This is a genomic window from Bacterioplanoides sp. (assembly GCF_965226395.1).
Lineage (GTDB): Bacteria > Pseudomonadota > Gammaproteobacteria > Pseudomonadales > Oceanobacteraceae > Bacterioplanoides.
Map to the genome: position 1 here is coordinate 3535835 of NZ_OZ245358.1, position 15510 is coordinate 3551344.

General features: G+C 50.6%; 15 protein-coding genes. 13 read left to right on the plus strand and 2 right to left on the minus strand.

Translation table 11 applies throughout. From position 1 onward, the window contains the following. Window positions 1-79 precede the first annotated feature (79 nt). On the minus strand, window positions 80-853 hold the full coding sequence (locus tag ACO05E_RS16185; protein ID WP_419810524.1) for a sulfite exporter TauE/SafE family protein: 774 nt from the start codon (window positions 851-853) through the stop codon (window positions 80-82). Between the two features lie 134 nt (window positions 854-987). Here ACO05E_RS16185 and cysB point away from each other — a divergent pair, with 134 nt between their 5' ends. After that, entirely contained in the window at window positions 988-1962 is a 975-nt protein-coding gene (cysB, locus tag ACO05E_RS16190) for an HTH-type transcriptional regulator CysB (RefSeq protein WP_419810525.1), read from the plus strand. 98 nt (window positions 1963-2060) lie between these two features. Here cysB and ACO05E_RS16195 read toward each other — a convergent pair whose 3' ends face one another. Beyond that, on the minus strand, window positions 2061-4967 hold the full coding sequence (locus tag ACO05E_RS16195; protein ID WP_419810526.1) for an Rne/Rng family ribonuclease: 2907 nt from the start codon (window positions 4965-4967) through the stop codon (window positions 2061-2063). Window positions 4968-5598: 631 nt separating this feature from the next. On the opposite strand from ACO05E_RS16195, the gene ACO05E_RS16200 reads away from it, so the two are divergent. The 12 genes from ACO05E_RS16200 to mltG all read left to right on the plus strand — a co-directional run bounded on the left by ACO05E_RS16200 (window position 5599) and on the right by mltG (window position 15502). Beyond that, complete coding sequence (locus tag ACO05E_RS16200) at window positions 5599-6573, plus strand: RluA family pseudouridine synthase (RefSeq protein ID WP_419810527.1); 975 nt, start codon at window positions 5599-5601, stop codon at window positions 6571-6573. Between the two features lie 17 nt (window positions 6574-6590). Then, window positions 6591-7259, plus strand: a complete 669-nt coding sequence (locus tag ACO05E_RS16205) for an HAD-IA family hydrolase (protein WP_419810528.1) — start codon at window positions 6591-6593, stop codon at window positions 7257-7259. A gap of 7 nt (window positions 7260-7266) precedes the next feature. Further along, window positions 7267-8277 carry a S49 family peptidase gene (locus tag ACO05E_RS16210; RefSeq protein WP_419810529.1) on the plus strand — a complete coding sequence of 337 codons (1011 nt, stop codon included), beginning with the start codon at window positions 7267-7269 and terminating at the stop codon, window positions 8275-8277. 83 nt (window positions 8278-8360) lie between these two features. Beyond that, a complete protein-coding gene (locus tag ACO05E_RS16215; protein WP_419810530.1) occupies window positions 8361-8897 on the plus strand; it encodes a YceD family protein in 537 nt (178 codons plus the stop codon). Window positions 8898-8916: 19 nt separating this feature from the next. Next, on the plus strand, window positions 8917-9099 hold the full coding sequence (gene rpmF / locus ACO05E_RS16220) for a 50S ribosomal protein L32 (RefSeq protein WP_255860659.1): 183 nt from the start codon (window positions 8917-8919) through the stop codon (window positions 9097-9099). 1 nt (window position 9100) lies between these two features. Continuing rightward, entirely contained in the window at window positions 9101-10108 is a 1008-nt protein-coding gene (plsX, locus tag ACO05E_RS16225; RefSeq protein ID WP_419810531.1) for a phosphate acyltransferase PlsX, read from the plus strand. Between the two features lie 148 nt (window positions 10109-10256). Next, window positions 10257-11201, plus strand: coding sequence for an ACP S-malonyltransferase (gene fabD, locus ACO05E_RS16230; protein ID WP_419810532.1), 945 nt, complete (start codon window positions 10257-10259; stop codon window positions 11199-11201). A gap of 1 nt (window position 11202) precedes the next feature. Beyond that, window positions 11203-11946 (plus strand): 3-oxoacyl-ACP reductase FabG, encoded by a 744-nt coding sequence (fabG, locus tag ACO05E_RS16235; protein WP_419810533.1) that lies wholly within the window; start codon window positions 11203-11205, stop codon window positions 11944-11946. A gap of 47 nt (window positions 11947-11993) precedes the next feature. Beyond that, window positions 11994-12227 carry an acyl carrier protein gene (gene acpP / locus ACO05E_RS16240; protein WP_255860663.1) on the plus strand — a complete coding sequence of 78 codons (234 nt, stop codon included), beginning with the start codon at window positions 11994-11996 and terminating at the stop codon, window positions 12225-12227. A 107-nt stretch (window positions 12228-12334) separates the two neighbouring features. Next, window positions 12335-13576 carry a beta-ketoacyl-ACP synthase II gene (gene fabF / locus ACO05E_RS16245; protein ID WP_419810534.1) on the plus strand — a complete coding sequence of 414 codons (1242 nt, stop codon included), beginning with the start codon at window positions 12335-12337 and terminating at the stop codon, window positions 13574-13576. Beyond that, complete coding sequence (gene pabC, locus ACO05E_RS16250; protein WP_421722751.1) at window positions 13566-14477, plus strand: aminodeoxychorismate lyase; 912 nt, start codon at window positions 13566-13568, stop codon at window positions 14475-14477. The genes fabF and pabC overlap by 11 nt, the downstream gene beginning before the upstream one ends. Further along, window positions 14474-15502: an endolytic transglycosylase MltG gene (gene mltG / locus ACO05E_RS16255; RefSeq protein ID WP_419810536.1), complete on the plus strand. Its 1029-nt coding sequence runs from the start codon at window positions 14474-14476 to the stop codon at window positions 15500-15502. Before pabC ends, mltG begins: the two co-directional genes overlap by 4 nt. The last annotated feature ends 8 nt before the right edge of the window (window positions 15503-15510 follow it).

A 15510-nucleotide genomic window follows, 5' to 3' on the forward strand; every position in this document is an offset into this window, starting at 1 on the left:
TTCCGAATAGTATGAAGAAGAGGAATTGCCTGAGTGATGAGTTCTGGAGCCTGCTATTTAGATGATGTGCAGGCTCTGATCAGAAAAATGCGTATTTGGCACCAATGGTAAACAAGATGCCCGCGAGAACGGGTTTCAGCAGCTTCTCCGGTACTTTTCGGCTTAGCTGGCTGCCAAGGTGAATAGCAGGCAGAGAGCCGATCAAAAGGGCGCCCAGCAGATAAAAATCAACATTACCCAAATACATATGGATCAGGCCAGCCGCCAGAGTTAGTGGCACGGCATGAGCAATGTCGGTTCCGACAATATTGGTTGAGCGCAAGGCCGGATACAGCAGCATCAGGATGGCGGTACCAATTGCCCCGGCGCCAACGGAAGACAAGGTCACAAAGACACCTAAAAAGATTCCCATTAGCACGGTAGCGCTGTTGCGGTATTGGCTGAGAGAGCCTTTAAAGGTTGAGGCGGACCACTGTTGGATTTTCGGACGCAGTAGGATAACAACGGCGGTAAACAGCAGCATAACACCCAGAGCACTACTCAGCAGGGTGCCATATTGCTCGGAGTCTTCAAATAAAGTTTCCAGCGCAAAGCCAGTAACGAGTGCCGCCGGAATGCTGCCTATGGCAAGCAATCGCACCAACGACCATTCGACGTGCTTTTGTTTGTGGTGACTGATGGCACCACCTGCTTTGGTCAGCGAAGCGTACATCAGGTCTGTGCCCACAGCGATATGGGGTGGGAAGCCAAACATCAGCAATAATGGCGTCATTAATGCGCCACCACCAATGCCGGTAACACCAACGATCAGGCCAACCAGTGCACCGGAGGCTATATATAACAAAATATCCATGAATAATGGTCTACAGTAGTACCAGTAGCTCTAAAAAACGATATTGGCGTAAATGTATTACCTGGCATCTATTCTGGAAAAGAATATTTGTTTATATTTTTATAACGAAAGAAAAGGTCAGACTCGGAGGAAATATGAAGTTACAGCAACTGCGTTACATTTGGGAAGTTGCGCATCATGACCTGAACGTCTCGGCGACCGCCCAGGTTTTATATACCTCCCAGCCAGGAATCAGTAAACAAATACGCCTGCTGGAAGATGAATTAGGCGTTGAGATCTTTGCCCGTAGTGGTAAACACCTGACTCGTATTACCCCGGCAGGGGAGGCAATTTTACAGGTGGCGGGTGAGATTCTGCGCAAAGTAGAAAGTATTAAACAGGTGGCTCAGGAATTCAGTGATGAAACCAAAGGCAGCTTGTCGATTGCCACTACCCATACCCAGGCCCGTTATGCGCTGCCGCCAGTGATTGAAGGGTTTATGCAGAAGTATCCGGAAGTTTCTCTGCATATGAATCAGGGAACACCCATGCAAATCTCAGAGATGGCAGCCAACGGTACAACCGACTTTGCGATTGCCACCGAAGCACTGGAGTTATTCTCTGACCTGATCATGATGCCGTGTTATCGCTGGAATCGCAGTATTCTGGTGCCGCGCAACCATCCGTTGGCGCAGAACCCAAGACCTTCTCTGGAGCAGGTGGCAGCTTATCCTCTGGTGACTTATGTGTTTGGTTTTACCGGACGCTCTAAACTGGACGAAGCCTTTAAATCGCGTGGTTTAACACCACGGGTTGCTTTTACCGCTGCGGATTCCGACGTGATTAAAACCTATGTGCGGTTGGGGATTGGTATCGGTATTGTGGCCAGCATGGCGATTGATCCGGAAGCAGATTCGGATCTGGTAGCGATTGATGCCAGCCATTTATTTGCTGCCAGCGTGACGCAGATTGGCTTCCGTAAAGGAACCTTTTTACGCGGCTATATGTACGATTTTATTCAGGCGTTTGCCCCCCATCTGACACGCGACCTGGTTGAAAAAGCATCGCACTGTCATAACCGTCAGGAGCTGGAAGCGCTGTTCGCGGATGTTCATTTGCCTGAGCATTAACCGCTGCAATAAAACGACAGACACAAAAAAACTCGCCGCGGCGAGTTTTTTTGTGTCCCGTTCAGGGGGGGGCTCCCCGAAATCGGGGAGGGCTGATTTTACTCAGCTTCCGTTTCCTGAGAGGCCTGCGCATTGCGCGGGTCATTTGGCGCACGCCCGCCACTGCGACGACGGCTGCGACGACGACCTTTGTTGCTGCCTTCCTCAGAGTTATCCGATTCCGGTTTGGCTTCAGCAGTCGGTTGTTCGACTTTTTGGGCTTCCTGTTCTGTGGCAGGTGCCGCTACAGTTTTTGCTTCGGTTTTAGTCTCAATCGTTGCTTCAGCTTTTGCTTCTACCGCTGCAGTAGCTGGAACTTCAGTCTTTGCCTCCGGAGCTGGGCTGGCTTCTGCCGTTGTATTGCCATCAGAGCTGTTGTTTTGTGGCTCATCAGCCTGGCGACGGCGACGACGATTGTTGCGGCGACGTGGCTTCTCTTCAGTAGTGGCTTCAGCTTGTGGTTCTGAGGTGGCTGGTTCTGCGGTGGCTGCCTCAGTTGCTTCTTGTGCCGGCTGAGTTTCCACTGTCTGTGTTTCTGCCTTAGCTTGCTCAGGAGCTGCTTTCACTGAAGGTTCTGCTTTTGCAGATACCTCTGTGGTTTTCGCCTCTTCACCATTTTTGACTTCAGAAGTTGCTTTTGCTTCAGGAGTGCTGCCAGCTTCGGGCTTATCAGCCTTATTGCGACGACGGCTGCGACGTTCACGACGAGGCTTGCGCTCTTCGCTATCAGCTTTTGGTGCTTCCAGAATGGTTGCTTCGCTGGCGATAGTAGCTTGCGCTTCTTTCTTCTCGCCAGAAGCTGTCACCACTACTTCTGATGGCTCATTCGACTTCTCGCGTGGCTCGCGGCGACGACGTGGGTTATCCCCTTTGCTGCGGTCACGACGTTGAGCGCGGCCTTCCTGGTTGTCCTGATCCTTATTGCGGTCTTGGTTGCGATCCTGACCAGCACGCTCTTGTTTGCGTGTTTCGTTTTTGTCGTGGTTATCAGACTTACGCTTGGTATCGTCGTTACGATTCTCAGAGCGCTGGTTTTCCGAGCGGCGATTGTCATTCTGCTTGCGACGATTGTCGTTCTGCTGACCGCGTTCACCATCACGTTCCTGACGGTTGCGAGAGCGGTTGTCATCGCTGCTCTTTTCAGAGCGTGAATCCTGACGTTTGTCCTGGCGTTGACCATTGCGACGATTGTTTGAGCCATTTTTACGATCGCGGTTCTGGTTGTTCTGACCTTTGCGACCTTTGTTATTTGGCTTATTTTTCTGTTCAGCTTCTTTTTCTTCTTTGTCAGAAGAACCTTCAAACAAGGAAGACAGGGCACTGCCCAGCTTCGACCAGAAGCTCTGAACTTCAGGTGCTGGTGCGGCTTTACGCTGAACGCCTCTGACGGCAGCTGTTTGCTGTGGTGCTGCGGTTTCAGGCTTAGCAATATCGACGCCGTATTCTACTTCACCGGCATCCAGTTTCTGCTCGTAGCTGACTTCTTCGATCAGGCTGTCATCCGGACGCAGACGCAATACTTCGTAATGCGGTGTTTCCATGTGTGGATTCGGCAGCACCAGTACTTTGCTGTTGTGGCGCGCTTCGATGGCAGCGATCAGGTTACGTTTTTCGTTTAACAGGAAGCTGGCAACCGGCACCGGGACAATGGCGCGAATCTGGCCGGTATTCTCTTTGGCGGCTTCTTCTTCGATCAGACGCAGAATCGACAGGCCGGAAGACTGAATGTCGCGGATAACACCAGTGCCGCTACAGCGTGGACAAACGTGTCCGCTGGTTTCGCCCAGTGAAGGGCGCAGGCGCTGGCGAGACATTTCAACCAGGCCAAAGCGGGAGATTCGGCCAACCTGAACGCGGGCGCGATCCATTTCTAACGCTTTCTTCAGGCGAGATTCAACTTCACGCTGATTTTTGTTGGCCATCATGTCGATGAAATCGATCACGACCAGGCCACCCATATCACGCAGGCGTAATTGGCGAGCAATCTCGTCGGCGGCTTCCAGGTTGGTGTTCAGTGCCGTTTCTTCAATGTCTGCACCTTTAGTGGCGCGAGCAGAGTTGATATCGATGGATACGAGAGCTTCAGTTGGGTCGATCACAATCGAGCCACCGGAAGGCAGTTTTACTTCACGCTGGAAGGCGCTTTCGATCTGAGTTTCGATCTGGTAACGGTTAAACAGCGGTACGCTGTCCTGATACAGCTTAAATTTACCTTCAGACTGTGGGATCACCTGTTGCACAAAAGCAATGGCTTCGTCGAATGCGGCCTGGGTGTCGATCAGCACTTCGCCGATGTCCTGACGCAGGTAGTCGCGGATCGCACGGATGATAACGTTGCTTTCCTGCAGTAACAGGTAAGGAGCGCTCAAATTTTCGGAAGCACGCTGAATTGCGGACCAGACATTAACCAGATAATCCAGGTCAGCCTGAAGTTCTTCTGAGCTACGGCCAATACCGGCGGTACGGACGATAACGCCCATTTTGTCCGGTACCTGTACGCCTTTCATGGCTTCACGCAGCTGGGTGCGCTCATCGCCTTCGATACGGCGGGAGATGCCACCTGCGCGGGCATTGGTTGGCATCAGAACCAGATAACGGCCGGCCAGGCTCACTTGTGTGGTGAGGGCGGCACCTTTGTTGCCACGCTCTTCTTTATCAACCTGAACGATGATTTCCTGGCCTTCACGCACCACATCTTTGATATTGATGCGGCCCGGACCCGGGTCTTTCACGAAGTATTCGCGGGCGATTTCTTTCAGTGGCAGAAAGCCGTGGCGTTCTGCACCAAAATCAACAAATGCCGCTTCCAGGCTGGGTTCAATACGGGTGATTTTGCCTTTGTAGATGTTGGCTTTTTTCTGTTCACGAGTGCCGGGTTCGATATCCAGATCGTAAAGTTTTTGTCCGTCCACAAGGGCTACGCGCAACTCTTCAGACTGAGTTGCGTTGATTAGCATTCTTTTCATGCTGCACGTTTTGCTCAATTAAGGGCAACGTACTTGCTGGCAATGCCACGTTTTCTCTCTTTTTATACAAAAGCCGAGAAAATAAATGCGGCTTAGCAAAATATTTATGGGTGCTTTGCGCCATCAGTGCCAATCGGGTCACTGATCCATTGTTGCAGTGGTGCCTCTTATGCTCTGGGCCGGGCACCAACACTGTCCATAATTTGTTAATCAGAGATGCCGGCAAGGTTGCCTGGTTTATCTCAGAGAACGGCTCGCTTGACTGGTGTCGAGGGTTTAAACCGACGCTCGCAGGTCATTCGAAACTCACACGGTTCGGACTGGCAATTGGCTCAGTAACCGGATTGGGAGTTGTCTCCGTTCTTTATTAATTCCCGGGAAGAGTTTTAACCAAAATGCTTCTTCCCTATACTTGCCGCTTTTCCGGCATTGCTCTGCTGCTCCGTGTGTCGCTTTCGGTGGAGACTGATACAGGCTGAGCGAATATAGCAGTAAAGGTGTGTGGCAGCAAACCTGTGTGTTGTTCATGCTTTTAAGTCAGTGCCTTGTGCCGCTGTAACGGTTTTCGTCAACGGTTATTGCCGTTGCTGAATGCTGGTTGCCGCCATCGTAGAGTTATAGTTTTACATTCATGTCTCAAACTGAATTAGATACCCGCAAGGTGTCGTTTGTCACCGTGACCGAAGATAACGCCGGTCAGCGCCTCGATAATTTTTTATTGTCGCTATTAAAAGGTGTGCCCAAAGCACTGGTTTATCGGGTGATCCGTAAAGGTGAGGTGCGCGTTAATAAAAAGCGGGCCAAAGCGGATACCCGGGTGGTGATTGATGATCTGGTACGTATTCCACCGATGCGGGTGGCCGAGCGTGATGCGCCTCCACCGGTATCAAGTGTGCTGAGTGAGCTGCTGAAAAATGCCATCGTGCATGAAGATGATGGTTTGTTAGTGGTGAATAAGCCCAGCGGTCTGGCGGTGCACGGTGGCTCCGGGGTGAATCTGGGGTTGATCGAAGCGCTGCGGCAAATGCGCCCGGAGCATACCTTTCTGGAGTTGGTGCATCGTCTTGATCGGGATACTTCTGGCCTGATTCTGGTTGCCAAAAAGCGTTCAGTGTTAACAGCATTGCAGCGCATGCTGGCGAATAAAGCCGGTATTGCAAAGCGCTATCTGGCATTAGTGCACGGCGGTTGGGATCGTAAGGTTAGAGATGTCAAAGTACCTTTATTGCGAATTGAGCGTAAGTCTGGCGAGCGAATGGTGATTGTCGATGACGAAGGTAAAAAAGCGCACACCCGCACCCGCTTGTTAAATCATGGGCCGCATTATGCGTTGATCGAAGCTGAGCCGGTGACCGGACGAACGCATCAGATTCGCGTGCATTGCCAATATGAAGGTCATGCAATTGCAGGAGACCAGAAGTACCGCGATAAAGTGGCGGTGGATATTGATAAAAAGCAGGGTGTTAGTCGTTTGTTACTGCATGCCTGGCAGCTGGAATTTCGCCACCCAAGCAGTGGCGATTTCCTGAAGCTGGAGGCCTGGCCGGATGATGAGTTTCAGCAGATTTTAGCAAAAGCGCAGTGTGAGCTGGCAAAACAGGATTGATAGAGTAGGGCGTATCTTTGAAATACGAAGTGATTATATTTGATTGGGATGGCACGCTGGTTGATTCAACCGGGCGTATCGTCGATAGCATGCAGCGTGCTGGTGTTGAAGTGGGTTTGCCATCAGTGCCGGATTCTGCGGTGCAAAACATTATTGGGCTGGGCTTGCCAGAGGCGTTAAAAACGGTATGGCCAATGATTGATGCCCAACAGCTGGAACAAATGACCCGGGAATATGCCCGCAACTTTGTATATGACAGTAAAGTTGCTATGGATTTTTTTCCGGGTGTTGCAGAGTTATTCGCCGATTTAACAGCGACTGGCCGCAGGCTGGCAGTCGCCACCGGGAAAAGCCGCAAAGGGCTGGATCGCATGTTTACTGAGTTGCTGATTGATGATCAGCCGGTTGGTCAGCAGTTTGCTGCCAGTCGTTGCGCTGATGAGACGCGCTCTAAGCCACACCCTCTGATGCTGCAGGAATTACTGACCGAGCTGCAGGTGAATGCAGATGCGGCATTAATGGTGGGTGATACCAGTTATGATCTGGCCATGGCGCGGGATATTGGTATGCACTCAGTGGGCATGAGCCATGGTGCACACGATGATGACGTGTTGCTGAGCTGTGAGCCGCAGGCGTTATGTCACACAATTGAAGAATTAAATCTCTGGATAAAGACCAATGGATGACCACTCTATGAATGAGCCTTCTGCAAATAATTCACCCAATCATCAGCGACCTGATGATAACAACACAAAAGAATGGAAGCTGATTGAGAAAGTTCTGCTGGATGTTCAGGGTGAGCAGCGCCGTACTCGCCGCTGGGGTATTTTCTTTAAGTTTATTTTCTTTATTTACCTGTTTTCGCTGTTGTGGCTGGTGCGTGTGCCAACCGACGGGCTGGAAAAAACAGCCGCTGGTGGTGATGCGTATGCTGCCGTTATTGAGGTGAATGGTGTGATTGCTGCCGATCAGGATGCCAGTGCCGATGCCATTATCAGTGCTTTGCGGGATGCCTTTGATGATGAGCAGGCGTTGGGTGTGATTCTGCGCATCAATAGCCCAGGTGGTAGCCCGGTGCAGTCGGGTTATGTTTATGATGAAATCAAACGTTTGAAACAAACCCGTGAGAACTTCCCGGTTTACGCTGTGATTATGGACCTGGGCGCTTCGGGTGCTTATTACATTGCGGCCGCCGCGGATGAAATTTATGCCGACAAAGCCAGTCTGGTGGGTTCCATTGGTGTGGTTGGCTCAGGTTTTGGTTTTGTTGAGGCAATGGAAAAACTGGGTGTTGAGCGTCGTCAATATACTGCTGGCGAGCACAAAGGCTTCCTTGATCCGTTTACCCCGGAGAATCCGGAAGAAAAAGCTTTCTGGGAAGGCGTGCTGAAGGTCACTCATAAGCAATTTATTGATCAGGTTAAAAATGGCCGTGGTGAGCGCCTGAAACAATCTCCTGAGCTGTTTTCCGGTCTGGTCTGGTCGGGTGAGCAGGCACTGGAAATGGGCCTGATTGATGGTTTGTCGTCTAGCAGCCAGTTGGCGCGTGACAAAATGGGCACGGAAGAGCTGGTGAACTTCACCTATCGTCCAGACCCTTGGGAAGAACTGGTCAGCCGCTTGGGTGCCAGTATCGGTCAGGGAATTGCGACGCAAATGATGCAGCAGATGCAATTAGGCGGACAAGCGCCGCAGCTGCGTTAATTTTCTATTAAATACCTAATGTGCGGAGCAGATATTGCTCCGTTGAATAAATAATTTTGACACTGGAGCTTTGCATACCTATTATGTCGCGCACTATGGCAGAGGCTAGGCTACCCCAGCGTGTCGATGCAGCTAAATTAGTTGAAGCAAATCAACAATTTATCGCTGAAATCGATAGCGAAAAACTACCCAGATTAAATGACGCAGTTGAACGCTGTGTTACTCCTGTTTCCTGTGAAGTTGAATTTGACCGGGATGAAGAGCGTAATCGGGTATTGACCGGTAGCTGTAAAACACAAGTTGTTATGATATGTCAGCGCTGTCTCGGGGAGGTTACCCTTCCTGTAGAGAGCAGCTTCCAGTTGGGGCTTGTGTTTAATGACGAACAGGCAAAACAGTTGCCAAGGCGACTGGAGCCGGTTGAGCTGGACGAAGATGCTCGTCTGGAGCTCTGGGAAACAATAGAAGACGAAGTGCTTTTGGCGTTACCCAGCTTTCCGACACATCCTGAGAGCGAATGTCAGATTAAACAGCCTACGCCGGAGATAACGGCAACAGAAGATTCAGACGTCAAACGGCCTAATCCGTTTGGTGTTCTAGCTCAGCTTAAACAGAAATAGAGATAGTCAGGAGCCAAACATGGCGGTTCAAAAAAGCAAAGTAACTCGTTCTAAGCGTGGTATGCGTCGTTCTCACGATGCTCTGGATAACAACGCTGCTCTGTCTGTAGACCCTACTACTGGTGAAACTCACCGTCGTCACCACGTGACTAAAGACGGTTTCTTCCGTGGTAAGAAAGTCGTGGAGACTGGCAACGACTAATATGTTTACCATCGCGGTAGATGTAATGGGCGGGGACTTAGGTCCCCGCGTTGCGTTTAAAGCCTGCAAGAAAATACTGAAATCCAATCCAGATCTCAGTCTTATCCTCACGATGACCTCTGAATTTGCAGAGGATGCTCGTTCTTATTTTTCCCGTTATTTGCAACGAATCCAGGTCATAGAGTGCGTCGACTTTGTCGCCATGGATGATCAGCCTGCGCGTGTCTTGCGTCATGGTAAGCAGTCGTCGATGGCTATGGCGGTGCAGCAGGTAAAAGACGGTCATGCGGCCGGTGTGATTTCTGTCGGAAATACCGGAGCGCTGATGGTGCTGTCGCGTTCTATTCTGGGAACGCTTAACGGCATTTCCCGCCCGGCGCTGGCGACTCAGATTCCAACTCGCGACAAACCACTGCTGATGCTCGATCTGGGGGCTAATCTGGAGTCCAGTGCTGATCAGTTGTGTGAATTTGCTCGTTTAGGAGCGGCCTGGTGTAAAGCTCAGGGCCAGCGTTCGCCAAAGGTTGGGGTGCTGAATATTGGTCAGGAAGCCTGTAAGGGGACAACCGAAGTGCAGCTTGCCGGGCAACGCCTGACTGAACAGATGTCGCAGCACTATGTTGGCTTTTGTGAGGGCGACAGCATCTATTCCGGCGAGCTGGATGTATTGGCCTGTGATGGCTTCTCCGGCAATGTTGCGCTCAAGACCAGTGAAGGACTGGCGGGCTGGGTGGTAATTGAACTCAGTCGAGTGTTTGATCGTTCGCCATTGTCCTGGTTGCTGAAACCCTTGTGGGCCAGTTTGTTGCGTGGAGTGCTGAAGCGTTTTACGTCAACCCGCTATGCCGGTGCGCTGTTGCTGGGTGTGAATGGTATTGTGGTTAAAACCCACGGTAAATCGGATGAAACCGCTTTTGCGGCGGCGATGAATTACCTGATTGATCAGACCCGGGTAGTCGACCTGAATTTACTTCGTGCGGAACTGGTGCGACTCGATCCAGCCGAGTAAATCTGTTATGAATCAATTAATTAACGAATTTGATTCAATAATCTTGTGCATTTTTGACCATTTATTGTAACAATCCTCCCCTCATAATATGTCCCATAGAATCCGGGGCATTCCACGAATGCTTAAGAACACGACGTAAGGCGAATCCATGACCGATGTAATTGCATATTTTCCTGGGCAGGGTGCTCAACAAGTAGGCATGTTGTCTGATCTGGCTGAACAATACAGCCAGGTTCATGAAACATTTCAGGAAGCCTCTGATGCGATCGGTTTTGACTTGTGGGAAATGGTCAACAATGGCCCGGCCGAAACGTTAAACCTGACGTACAATACACAGCCTGCGTTATTAACCGCCAGTACTGCGGTATGGCGTGTGATTAAAGCGCTGGCTCCTGCGTTGAATGTAACCGCAGGAGCCGGACACTCTCTGGGTGAATATTCCGCTCTGGTGGCTGCCAATGCGATTGATTTTGCTGATGCCGTTAAGCTGGTTAAGAAACGTGGTGAGTTAATGGATCAGGCCGTGCCAGCTGGGGAAGGTGGTATGGCAGCGATTCTGAATCTGAATGAAGAGCAGATTCGCGCGGTTTGTCAGCAAGCCGAAAAAGACACCAGCGGTGTGGTTGAACCGGCTAACTTTAATGCACCTGGGCAAATTGTGGTGGCGGGCTCAATGGCTGCGGTTGATGCCGTGATTCCATTGGCAAAAGAAGCGGGCGCTAAGCGCGCGATGAAATTAGTGGTCAGTGGTCCATTCCACTCCAGCCTGATGAAAGCCGCCGCTGAAGAACTGGGTGAAGCCTTAAATGCGATTCAATGGCGTGCACCTGAGTTTCCGGTGTACCACAATGTTGATAACGAGACTGCTACGCTGGAAGCCATCCCGGCTAAATTACTGGCGCAGTTATATAGCCCGGTTAACTGGACGGGTGCGGTACAGGCATCACGTGCCAAAGCGGATCTGGCGATTGAATTTGGCCCGGGCAAGGTGCTGGCGGGTCTGAATAAACGAATTGATAAGACTCTGGCTACTTCCGGTAGCGGAGATCTGGCCTCGTTGCAGGCCGCTGTAGAAAAAATTCAAGGAAACTAATATGTCTGATCAAAAGCCGTTGGCCTTAGTAACCGGTGCCAGTCGTGGTATTGGTGCTGCCATTGCAGAGCGTCTGGCCAATGATGGCTATCAGGTGGTTGGTACTGCGACCAGTGATTCCGGTGCCGCTGCTATTCGTGAGCGTTTGGCAACGATTGATGCGGCTAATAATGCCGTGGTGCTGAATATCTCTGATGCCGAGCAAACCGCCGCTACCATTAAGCAGTTGTTGGCTGACTATGGTACGCCAGCGGTGGTGGTCAACAATGCGGGTATTACCCGTGATAACTTATTTTTACGCATGTCCGATGACGAATGGGATGCGGTTGTAAATACCAATCTCAGTGGCGTTTTCCGGGTATGTAAAGCATTGGCTAAGCCAATGATCAAACAAAAAGCCGGCAGCATTATTAATATCAGCTCCATTATCGGTACCACCGGTAATGCCGGGCAGGCAAACTATGCAGCCGCTAAAGCCGGTCTGGAAGGCTTCAGTCGTTCACTGGCACAAGAAATTGCCAGCCGTAATATCCGGGTAAACTGTATTGCCCCGGGTTTTATTCAAACGGATATGACAGACGTCTTGCCTGAAGCACAAAAAGAGGCCATTCTAGCGTCCATTCCGAGCAAGGCGCTTGGACAGGTTGAAGATATCGCTGGAGCGGTGGCTTTTCTGGCTGGTGAAGATTCCAAATATATTACAGGTCAGACCATTCATGTGAATGGCGGCATGAATATGGGATAACGGTCATTTACTGGCCAATTAGAGTTAACAAACGGTAGGAAAAAACCATGAGTAACATTGAAGAACGTGTAAAAAAAATCGTATGTGAGCAACTGGGTGTTAAAGAAGAAGAAGTAAAGCCTTCTTCCTCTTTCGTAGACGACCTGGGTGCTGACTCTCTGGATACTGTTGAGCTGGTTATGGCTCTGGAAGAGGAATTTGAAACTGAAATTCCTGATGAAGATGCAGAGAAGCTGACCAGCGTTCAGGAAGCCATCGACTACATCATTGCCAATCTGTAAGATTTGTAATGTCTGGAAGCCGCCTCTTCGGACGCGGCTTTTTTTGTGCCTGTTATTTGATCAATGCAGTCTCGAATCAGTTTAAAACAACAAAGTGAATTAGGATTATGAGCAAGCGACGTGTCGTGATTACCGGAATGGGGACAGTGAACCCACTGGCCCACAATGTCAGCGAAACCTGGGAAGCCGTTTGTGCCGGTAAAAGTGGTATCGCCAAAGTAGAGCACTTTGACGCCGACGGTTACAGCACTCAGATTGTCGGAGCCGTTAAAGACTTCGACCCAAACCCGGTCATGACCACAAAAGATGCCCGTAAAGTCGATTTATTTTTGCAATACGCCATGGTGGCTGCCGAAGAGGCCATCAACGACGCTCAATTTCCTGAGTCGCTCAACAAAACCCGGGTTGGGGTGGCGGTAGGTTCAGGCATTGGCGGCCTGAACATGATTGAAAACAACAATGTGCAGCTGGGTAAAAGTGGCCCGCGTCGGGTTTCTCCATTTTTGGTGCCAGGCTCAGTGATTAATATGGCAGCCGGTAATATTGCCATTCGCCATGGTCTGCAAGGGCCTAACTTTGCTATCACCACTGCTTGTACCACGGGCACACACAATATTGGTTACGGTGCCCGCACCATTGCTTACGGTGACGCCGATGTCATGGTGGTTGGTGGCGCAGAATGTGGTTCGTCACCTTTAGGTATGGCGGGCTTCGCTTCAGCGCGGGCTATGAGTACCCGCAACGATGAGCCGCAAAAAGCGAGCCGCCCGTGGGATAAGGATCGTGATGGGTTTGTGCTGGGTGACGGCGCAGCCGTACTGATTCTGGAATCACTGGAGCACGCGCAACAGCGCGGAGCAACCATTTATGCCGAAGTGGTGGGGCTGGGAATGAGTGATGACGCTCACCATATTACCTCGCCACCGGAAGATGGTTCCGGTGCGCAGGCAGCGATGACCAATGCGCTGAATGACGCGGGCCTGAAACCGGAAGATATTGATTATATTAACGCCCATGGTACGTCTACCTTGGTTGGCGATATTGCTGAGACCAAAGCGATTAAAGCGGTGTTTGGTGAACATGCCAATAAGCTGGCCGTATCATCAACCAAGTCCATGACCGGCCATTTATTAGGGGCGGCAGGGGCCATTGAAGCGCTGATTACCACGTTGGCGATTCGTGATGGTATTGCACCACCAACCATCAATCTGGATAACCCGGATGAGGGCTGTGATCTGGATTATGTGCCGCATCAGGCGCGTAAAATGGAAATTCGTGCCGCCATTTCAAACTCGTTTGGCTTTGGCGGCACCAACGGCAGCCTGCTGATCAAACGCTTTGAAAACTGATTGGCTGATGGCCAGCTGGCAGGCTGATGGCTGGTGCCAGCAGCCTGTTATGGCCCGTGGTGCCGAGTTTGGTGATGGCCTATTTGAAACCCTGCGTATCAATGCGCAGGGTGAAATTCCTTTGTGGTCATTGCATCGACAACGCCTGGCTGAGGGCCTGGTGAAGCTCAATCTGCCGATCGACTCTCTGAGCATTATTGATCGGGCCATCAATCAGCTGTTATCAACCCAATTAATGACGGTTGTTGCGCCGCAGCACACCTACGGCTGGCAGGTCAAATTGTTGGTTGAGCGGGCGGCCAATGTCACCAGCCAAATGCCGGTGCGTGGTTATGCTTACCATACCGATCAAGCCGTGGTGTTAAGTGTTGTGATCCGCCCGGCGCCCGGTTTTTTGCCGGTTGAGCAAGGCATGACGGTGGGGGTTAGCCCGGTCGTATTGTCACAGCAGCCGTTGCTGGCAGGTATTAAGCACCTGAATCGTTTGGAGCAGGTGTTGGCGCGACAACAATTCGCCGAAGACTGGCAAGAGTGCCTGATGCTGAATCCTCAGGGTGATGTGATTGAGGGCTGCATGTCGAACCTGTATATCCTTGAGAATCAACAGCTGATCACCCCGTTACTGGATCAGGCGGGGGTTGAGGGCGTTGCACGTCGTTGGTTATTTGAACAGGCTGAGTCTTTGGGGCTGAGCATTACTCAGGGCGTGATTGATTTAGCCCGTGTCCGACAGGCGGATGGTGTGTTGTACAGCAATACCCTGAACGGCTTTAGTTGGGTAGAGCGGTTGGAAAAAGAACACTTTTCTTTATCCTCGTGTGAAAAAACACAGCGCGTTTGTGCCACAATTCAAACGGCTTTTATTCAGACATTATGCGGAACATTGTGTAAAACCTCGTGAAGAAAATTCTACTGTTATTGATTGCTGTTCTGGCGCTGCTCGCCGTTGCAGTTGGTGTTGTTACCGGTGTTGCCTGGAATGCCCGGACGACTAACCCAGACACGGTATTAATCAGCATTGAGCGTGGTGATACCTTGTCGCGCAAAGCCCGCGAATGGCAGCAAGCAGGTTGGCTGCCGTCGGCTCTGATGCTGAAAATACAGGCGCGTTTATTAAATCAACAGCAGGTGCTGAGGGTGGGCGAATATCAATTACCGCCTCAGTTAACCGGCCCTCAATTACTGAGCTTTTTAGCCAGTGCAAAACCGGTGACGTATAAATTACGGTTTATTGAAGGCACGCGCCTGACAGACGCCATTAAAGTGTTAAGCAATGCTCAATATTTGCAGCAGGATATTACTCCGCTGAACATAAAAGCCGTGGCTGAGGTAATCGGTGTGACGGGTAATCCTGAAGGTTGGTTGTATCCGGATACTTATGTTTATCAAAAAGGTGAAAAAGTCAGCGCGATTATTCGTCAGGCACATCAGCGTATGCAAAAACAACTGGCGGAATCCTGGCAGACACGGGCGAAAAAATTACCTTATAAAACGCCGTATGATGCGTTAATCATGGCGTCGATTGTTGAGAAGGAAACCGGCGCTGCTTACGAGCGCCCGCAAATTGCCGGAGTTTTTGTGCGACGTCTGCAAAAAAATATGCGCTTAGAAACTGACCCAACGGTGATTTATGGCCTGGGTGAAAATTTTGATGGCAATTTACGGCGTGTGCATTTGCGTGATCGCGATAATCGCTACAATACCTATCGCCATAAAGGTTTGCCACCGTCACCTATTGCGTTTGCTGGTAAAGCTGCAATTGAAGCGGCGTTACATCCGGCTGATGGTGATGCCTTATTTTTTGTGGCAAAAGGTGATGGCAGCCATTATTTTTCAACCACCTTGGCCGAGCATAATAAAGCCGTGCGCCAATATCAGATTTATAAACGCAAAAAAGATTATCGTTCAGCACCGGCTGCTCAGTAATTTGGAAA

What these genes read in the sequence shown, in the direction of transcription:
- cysB (WP_419810525.1), top strand. Translation starts at nt 988, where the DNA reads ATGAAGTTACAGCAACTGCGTTACATTTGGGAAGTTGCGCATCATGAC.
- acpP (WP_255860663.1), top strand. Translation starts at nt 11,994, where the DNA reads ATGAGTAACATTGAAGAACGTGTAAAAAAAATCGTATGTGAGCAACTG.
- fabF (WP_419810534.1), top strand. Translation starts at nt 12,335, where the DNA reads ATGAGCAAGCGACGTGTCGTGATTACCGGAATGGGGACAGTGAACCCA.
- plsX (WP_419810531.1), top strand. Translation starts at nt 9,101, where the DNA reads ATGTTTACCATCGCGGTAGATGTAATGGGCGGGGACTTAGGTCCCCGC.
- fabG (WP_419810533.1), top strand. Translation starts at nt 11,203, where the DNA reads ATGTCTGATCAAAAGCCGTTGGCCTTAGTAACCGGTGCCAGTCGTGGT.
- ACO05E_RS16215 (WP_419810530.1), top strand. Translation starts at nt 8,361, where the DNA reads ATGTCGCGCACTATGGCAGAGGCTAGGCTACCCCAGCGTGTCGATGCA.
- rpmF (WP_255860659.1), top strand. Translation starts at nt 8,917, where the DNA reads ATGGCGGTTCAAAAAAGCAAAGTAACTCGTTCTAAGCGTGGTATGCGT.
- fabD (WP_419810532.1), top strand. Translation starts at nt 10,257, where the DNA reads ATGACCGATGTAATTGCATATTTTCCTGGGCAGGGTGCTCAACAAGTA.
- ACO05E_RS16185 (WP_419810524.1), bottom strand. Translation starts at nt 853, where the DNA reads ATGGATATTTTGTTATATATAGCCTCCGGTGCACTGGTTGGCCTGATC.
- ACO05E_RS16200 (WP_419810527.1), top strand. Translation starts at nt 5,599, where the DNA reads ATGTCTCAAACTGAATTAGATACCCGCAAGGTGTCGTTTGTCACCGTG.
- ACO05E_RS16195 (WP_419810526.1), bottom strand. Translation starts at nt 4,967, where the DNA reads ATGAAAAGAATGCTAATCAACGCAACTCAGTCTGAAGAGTTGCGCGTA.
- ACO05E_RS16210 (WP_419810529.1), top strand. Translation starts at nt 7,267, where the DNA reads ATGAATGAGCCTTCTGCAAATAATTCACCCAATCATCAGCGACCTGAT.